This window comes from Klebsiella sp. 2019SCSN059 (assembly GCF_021739525.1).
GTDB classification, from domain to species: domain Bacteria; phylum Pseudomonadota; class Gammaproteobacteria; order Enterobacterales; family Enterobacteriaceae; genus Klebsiella; species Klebsiella quasipneumoniae.
On sequence record NZ_JAKKOM010000064.1, the window covers coordinates 1 to 7,489 of the forward strand.

Here is a 7,489-nt window from a genome sequence, read left to right on the forward strand (position 1 = left end):
TTCCATGATGGTTCTCCGAATGAAAGCCTGTCCTCAGCATAGTACTGGGAAGGAGGGAGTGACCATCTCATTAAATATCCTACGTTAAGCCTGTTTTTTGAGCTGGCATGGCGGGCAGCTATGAGCGAAGTATAGTCATTCGCCCTATCTCTTTTGTCGCACTTTCAACAAGGGGGTCGCTTGGAAAGCGGAACGAGGTCAGTCTCCGCCCGGACTGCTCAGCTCTTTAAACAGCAAAAGAGAGGCATCTTATGAGAAGGGATTGTTCAGTATGTCAGGGCAGACTGCTTTTTCATCCGCAGGTACTGAGGGTAAATGCTCAATTCCGGTACGATTCTTACTCTATAGCCAGACAGAATTCAGCATTGTGCTGAACCCGAATCTTTTTTACTCTGACAGGCCTGTTCATCAGAACCCTGAAAAAACAATTTTCCCGTTCACATTTTTATTTTCCATGTCCTCATGAGCCCGGCGAAGTGCTTTAGCATTCAGCCTGCCATACTCTGCCAGCAACGGAGGTTTGAGCTTACCGGAATCCAGCATGCATGAGAGTTTGTTAAGAATATCATGCTGTTTAGACATGTCCGCAGTAGCATGCATGGGGCGGGTAAACATTGCCTCCCAGTGAACAGAAACGCTCTTAAATTTGATCAAACGCAGATCCAGTGGTTCAGGGTCGTCGATGAGTCCGATACGGCCTTGTGGGGCAATAATTTCGGCCATATTTTCCCAGGCAGATGGCGTGGTGTACGTTGAGAAAATCCGGGTAATGGGAGGGAGTCCAGCAAGGCTGGCAACCTGTGGCGCAAGCGCACATGAATGATCCAGGACATAATGCGCACCAAACCCGCGAACCGCTCTGACACTCTCCTGCCGGGAGGCAGTCCCGATGATGTTCACCCGACTCAGAGTGCGGGCAAGCTGTATAGCCATACAAGGGACTCCGCCCGCACCGCCAAGCATCAACAGGGTCTGATCAGCATCTCCGTTCACTGACAACTGCAGACGATCAAATAACATTTCCCAGGCTGTCAGACCGGTCAGAGGAACCGACGCTGCAGCTTCAAAACTTAGTGCTGCCGGCTTTATCCCCGTAATGCGTTCGTCAACCAGCTGAAACTCTGCGTTGGCTCCCTGGCGATCGAGCACACCGGCATAGAAAACGTGGTCACCTGGCCTGAACAGCGTCACATCTGGTCCGGTTGCTTCAACAACACCGGAAGCGTCGTATCCCATAACTACCGGATTGCCTGCAGAGGGACTGATGTTTCGCCGGCTTTTCAGGTCCCGTGGGTTAACCGCGACCGCCCTGACTCTGATCAAAAGATCACGCCCCTTGGGCATGGATGGGTGGGGAAGCGACAAATCTTCAATAACGGATGTACTTTCCCGGGTTGCCAGAAACCAACGGCTTTCATTCTGTCTCCTTAAAAAGGTCAGTCACCAGATAAATAAATGTAAAAGTGTGCGGAACGCGATACCCGCCAGTGCCCCCGGCAGTGCAAATCGAAAAATACGCGGAAAGCGGGCGCTGGGTAATGCTGTCAACCTGTTGATGACTATTTTAATCTGTAGTCATTCAATCCTTGTAACATCAGGATGATCCTGGTGTCAGTGAAAATACGAAATCAACACGTTGGTATCATTACCCACCTGTGAACTGACGTCGGCATTTTGAATCTCACTTCGGCGTGCCCCCTCCGAATGGCGCAAAACATTTCGTGGTATGGCATGATAGCACCCGAAGAGAGTCAATTCAGGGTGGTAAATGTGAAACCAGTAACGCTATACGATGTCGCAGAGTATGCCGGTGTCTCTTATCAGACCGTTTCCCGCGTGGTGAACCAGGCCAGCCACGTCTCTGCGAAAACGCGGGAAAAGGTGGAAGCGGCGATGGCGCAGCTGAACTACATTCCCAACCGCGTGGCACAACAACTGGCGGGGAAACAGTCGTTGCTGATTGGCGTTGCCACCTCCAGTCTGGCCCTGCACGCGCCGTCGCAAATTGTCGCGGCGATTAAATCTCGCGCCGATCAACTGGGTGCCAGCGTGGTGGTGTCGATGGTAGAACGAAGCGGCGTCGAAGCCTGTAAAGCGGCGGTGCACAATCTTCTCGCGCAACGCGTCAGTGGGCTGATCATTAACTATCCGCTGGATGACCAGGATGCCATTGCTGTGGAAGCTGCCTGCGCTAATGTTCCGGCGTTATTTCTTGATGTCTCTGACCAGACTCCCATCAACAGTATTATTTTCTCCCATGAAGACGGTACGCGACTGGGCGTGGAGCATCTGGTCGCATTGGGTCACCAGCAAATCGCGCTGTTAGCGGGCCCATTAAGTTCTGTCTCGGCGCGTCTGCGTCTGGCGGGCTGGCATAAATATCTCACTCGCAATCAAATTCAGCCGATAGCGGAACGGGAAGGCGACTGGAGTGCCATGTCCGGTTTTCAACAAACCATGCAAATGCTGAATGAGGGCATCGTTCCCACTGCGATGCTGGTTGCCAACGATCAGATGGCGCTGGGCGCAATGCGCGCTATTACCGAGTCCGGGTTGCGCGTTGGTGCGGATATCTCGGTAGTGGGATACGACGATACCGAAGACAGCTCGTGTTATATCCCGCCGTTAACCACCATCAAACAGGATTTTCGCCTGCTGGGGCAAACCAGCGTGGACCGCTTGCTGAAACTCTCTCAGGGCCAGGCGGTGAAGAGCAATCAGCTGTTGCCCGTCTCACTGGTGAAAAGAAAAACCACCCTGGCGCCCAATACGCAAACCACCTCTCCCCGCACGTTGGCAGATTCCTTAATGCAGCTGGCACGACAAGTTTCCCGACTTGAAAGCGGGCAGTGAGCGCAACGCAATTAATGTGAGTCAGCTCACTCATTAGGCACCCCAGGCTTTACACTCTATGTGTCCGGCTCGTATGTTATGCGAAAATGTGAGCGGATAACAATTCACGCAGGATACAACTATGACAATGATTACGGATTCACTGGCCGTCGTATTACAACGTCGTGACTGGGAAAACCCTGGCGTTACCCAACTTAATCGCCTTGCGGCACATCCCCCTTTCGCCAGCTGGCGTAATAGCGAAGAGGCTCGCACCGATCGCCCTTCCCAAGAGTCGCGCAGCCTGAATGGTGAATGGTGCTTTGCCTGGTTTCCGGCACCAGAAGCGGTACCAGAAAGCTGGCTGGAGCGCGATCTTCCTGACGCCGATACTGTCATCGTCCCCTCAAACTGGCAGATGCACGGTTACGATGCGCCTATCTACACCAACGTGACCTATCCCATTGCGGTCAATCCGCCGTATGTTCCCACGGAGAATCCGACGGGTTGTTACTCGCTCACATTTAATGTTGATGAAAGCTGGCTACAGGAAGGCCAGACGCGAATTATTTTTGATGGTGTTAACTCGGCGTTTCATTTGTGGTGCAACGGGCGCTGGGTCGGTTACGGACAGGACAGTCGTTTGCCGTCTGAATTTGACCTGAGCGCATTTTTACACGCCGGAGAAAACCGCCTCGCGGTGATGGTGCTGCGCTGGAGTGACGGCAGTTATCTGGAAGATCAGGATATGTGGCGGATGAGCGGCATTTTCCGTGACGTCTCGTTGCTGCATAAACCGAGCACGCAAATCAGCGATTTCCATGTAGCCACTCACTTTAATGATGATTTCAGCCGCGCTGTACTGGAGGCAGACGTTCAGATGTACGGCGAGCTGCGCGATGAGCTGCGGGTGACGGTTTCTTTGTGGCAGGGTGAAACGCAGGTCGCCAGCGGCACCGCGCCTTTCGGCGGTGAAATTATCGATGAGCGTGGTGGTTATGCCGATCACGTCACCCTACGTCTGAACGTCGAAAACCCGAAACTGTGGAGCGCCGAAATCCCGAATCTCTATCGTGCGGTGGTTGAACTGCACACCGCCGACGGCACGCTGATTGAAGCAGAAGCCTGCGATGTCGGTTTCCGCGAGGTGCGGATTGAAAATGGTCTGCTGCTGCTGAACGGCAAGCCGTTGCTGATTCGCGGCGTTAACCGTCACGAGCATCATCCTCTGCATGGTCAGGTCATGGATGAGCAGACGATGGTGCAGGATATCCTGCTGATGAAGCAGAACAACTTTAACGCCGTGCGCTGTTCGCATTATCCGAACCATCCGCTGTGGTACACGCTGTGCGACCACTACGGCCTGTATGTGGTGGATGAAGCCAACATTGAAACCCACGGCATGGTGCCAATGAATCGTCTGACCGATGATCCGCGCTGGCTACCCGCGATGAGCGAACGCGTAACGCGAATGGTGCAGCGCGATCGTAATCACCCGAGTGTGATCATCTGGTCGCTGGGGAATGAATCAGGCCACGGCGCTAATCACGACGCACTCTATCGCTGGATCAAATCTGTCGATCCTTCCCGCCCGGTACAGTATGAAGGCGGCGGAGCCGACACCTCCGCAACCGATATTATTTGCCCGATGTACGCGCGTGTGGATGAAGACCAGCCCTTCCCGGCTGTGCCGAAATGGTCCATCAAAAAATGGCTTTCGTTGCCTGGAGAGACGCGCCCGCTGATCCTTTGCGAATACGCCCACGCGATGGGTAACAGTCTTGGCGGCTTCGCTAAATACTGGCAGGCGTTTCGTCAGTACCCCCGTTTACAGGGCGGCTTCGTCTGGGACTGGGTGGATCAGTCGCTGATTAAATATGATGAAAATGGCAATCCGTGGTCGGCTTACGGCGGTGATTTTGGCGATACGCCGAATGATCGCCAGTTCTGCATGAACGGTCTGGTCTTTGCCGACCGCACGCCGCATCCGGCGCTGACGGAAGCAAAACACCAGCAGCAGTTTTTCCAGTTCAGTTTATCCGGGCGAACCATCGAAGTGACCAGCGAATACCTGTTCCGTCATAGCGATAACGAGCTCCTGCACTGGATGGTGGCGCTGGATGGCAAGCCGCTGGCAAGCGGTGAAGTGCCTCTGGATGTCGCTCCACAAGGTAAACAGTTGATTGAACTGCCTGGACTACCGCAGCCGGAGAGCGCCGGACAACTCTGGCTAACGGTTTACGTAGTGCAACCGCACGCGACCACATGGTCAGCAGCCGGACACATCAGCGCCTGGCAGCAGTGGCGTCTGGCGGAAAACCTCAGCGTGACACTCCCCTCCGCGCCCCACGCCATCCCGCAACTGACCACCAGCGAAACGGATTTTTGCATCGAGCTGGATAATAAGCGTTGGCAATTTAACCGCCAGTCAGGCTTTCTTTCACAGATGTGGATTGGCGATAAAAAACAACTGCTGACGCCGCTGCGCGATCAGTTCACCCGCGCACCGCTGGATAACGACATTGGCGTAAGTGAAGCGACCCGCATTGACCCTAACGCCTGGGTCGAACGCTGGAAGGCGGCGGGCCATTACCAGGCCGAAGCAGCGTTGTTGCAGTGCACGGCAGATACGCTTGCCGACGCGGTGCTGATTACCACGGTCCACGCGTGGCAGCATCAGGGGAAAACCTTATTTATCAGCCGGAAAACCTACCGGATTGATGGAAGTGGTCAAATGGCGATTACCGTTGGTGTTGAAGTGGCGAGCAATACGCCACATCCGGCGCGGATTGGCCTGACCTGCCAGCTGGCGCAGGTAGCAGAGCGGGTAAACTGGCTCGGATTAGGGCCGCAAGAAAACTATCCCGACCGCCTTACTGCGGCCTGTTTTGACCGCTGGGATCTGCCATTGTCAGACATGTATACCCCGTACGTCTTCCCGAGCGAAAACGGTCTGCGCTGCGGGACGCGCGAATTGAATTATGGCCCACACCAGTGGCGCGGCGACTTCCAGTTCAACATCAGCCGCTACAGTCAACAGCAACTGATGGAAACCAGCCATCGCCATCTGCTGCACGCGGAAGAAGGCACATGGCTGAATATCGACGGTTTCCATATGGGGATTGGTGGCGACGACTCCTGGAGCCCGTCAGTGTCGGCGGAATTCCACCTTAGCGCCGGTAGCTACCATTACCAGTTGCTCTGGTGTCAAAAATAATAATAACCGGGCAGGCCATGTCTGCCCGTATTTCGCGTAAGGAAATCCATTATGTACTATTTAAAAAACACAAACTTTTGGATGTTCGGTTTATTCTTTTTCTTTTACTTTTTTATCATGGGAGCCTACTTCCCGTTTTTCCCGATTTGGCTACATGACATCAACCATATCAGCAAAAGTGATACGGGTATTATTTTTGCCGCTATTTCTCTGTTCTCGCTATTATTCCAACCGCTGTTTGGTCTGCTTTCTGACAAACTCGGGCTGCGCAAATACCTGCTGTGGATTATTACCGGCATGTTAGTGATGTTTGCGCCGTTCTTTATTTTTATCTTCGGGCCACTGTTACAATACAACATTTTAGTAGGATCGATTGTTGGTGGTATTTATCTAGGCTTTTGTTTTAACGCCGGTGCGCCAGCAGTAGAGGCATTTATCGAGAAAGTCAGCCGTCGCAGTAATTTCGAATTTGGTCGCGCGCGGATGTTTGGCTGTGTTGGCTGGGCGCTGTGTGCCTCGATTGTCGGCATCATGTTCACCATCAATAATCAGTTTGTTTTCTGGCTGGGTTCTGGCTGTGCACTCATCCTCGCCGTTTTACTCTTTTTCGCCAAAACGGATGCGCCCTCTTCTGCCACGGTTGCCAATGCGGTAGGTGCCAACCATTCGGCATTTAGCCTTAAGCTGGCGCTGGAACTGTTCAGACAGCCAAAACTGTGGTTTTTGTCACTGTATGTTATTGGCGTTTCCTGCACCTACGATGTTTTTGACCAACAGTTTGCTAATTTCTTTACTTCGTTCTTTGCTACCGGTGAACAGGGTACGCGGGTATTTGGCTACGTAACGACAATGGGCGAATTACTTAACGCCTCGATTATGTTTTTTGCGCCACTGATCATTAATCGCATCGGTGGGAAAAACGCCCTGCTGCTGGCTGGCACTATTATGTCAGTACGTATTATTGGCTCATCGTTCGCTACCTCAGCACTGGAAGTGGTTATTCTGAAAACGCTGCATATGTTTGAAGTACCGTTCCTGCTGGTGGGCAGCTTTAAATATATTACCAGCCAGTTTGAAGTGCGTTTTTCAGCGACGATTTATCTGGTCTGTTTCTGCTTCTTTAAGCAACTGGCGATGATTTTTATGTCTATTCTGGCGGGCAATATGTATGAAAGCATCGGTTTCCAGGGCGCTTACCTGGTGCTGGGTCTGGTGGCGCTGGGCTTCACCTTAATTTCCGTGTTCACGCTTAGCGGCCCCGACCCACTTTCCCTGCTGCGTCGCCAGGTGAATGAAGTCGCTTAAGAAATTAATGTCGGATACGGCGCGAGCGCCTTATCCGACCAACTTATCAGGACGGAATGGGCTTTGTTGAATAAATCAGATTTCGGGTAAGTCTCCCCCGTAGCGGGTTGTGTTTTCAGGCAATACGCACGCTTT

Annotated in this window: 3 protein-coding genes and 1 pseudogene; 3 read left to right on the plus strand and 1 reads right to left on the minus strand. The window is 52.9% G+C overall.

What is annotated here, in order from left to right:
• Positions 1 to 408: 408 nt before the first annotated feature.
• Positions 409 to 1,418 (minus strand): annotated as a pseudogene (locus L2I46_RS28225) (zinc-binding alcohol dehydrogenase family protein).
• 352 nt (positions 1,419 to 1,770) lie between these two features.
• Here L2I46_RS28225 and lacI point away from each other — a divergent pair.
• The 3 genes from lacI (at position 1,771) to lacY (ending at position 7,354) form a co-directional block, all read left to right on the plus strand.
• Positions 1,771 to 2,853 (plus strand): DNA-binding transcriptional repressor LacI, encoded by a 1,083-nt coding sequence (gene lacI / locus L2I46_RS28230; protein WP_024241646.1) that lies wholly within the window; start codon positions 1,771 to 1,773, stop codon positions 2,851 to 2,853.
• A gap of 121 nt (positions 2,854 to 2,974) precedes the next feature.
• Positions 2,975 to 6,049, plus strand: coding sequence for a beta-galactosidase (gene lacZ / locus L2I46_RS28235; protein ID WP_023287164.1), 3,075 nt, complete (start codon positions 2,975 to 2,977; stop codon positions 6,047 to 6,049).
• A 51-nt stretch (positions 6,050 to 6,100) separates the two neighbouring features.
• The gene (gene lacY, locus L2I46_RS28240; RefSeq protein WP_023287163.1) at positions 6,101 to 7,354 is read left to right on the plus strand and encodes a lactose permease; all 1,254 of its coding nucleotides are present in this window, start codon (positions 6,101 to 6,103) and stop codon (positions 7,352 to 7,354) included.
• The last annotated feature ends 135 nt before the right edge of the window (positions 7,355 to 7,489 follow it).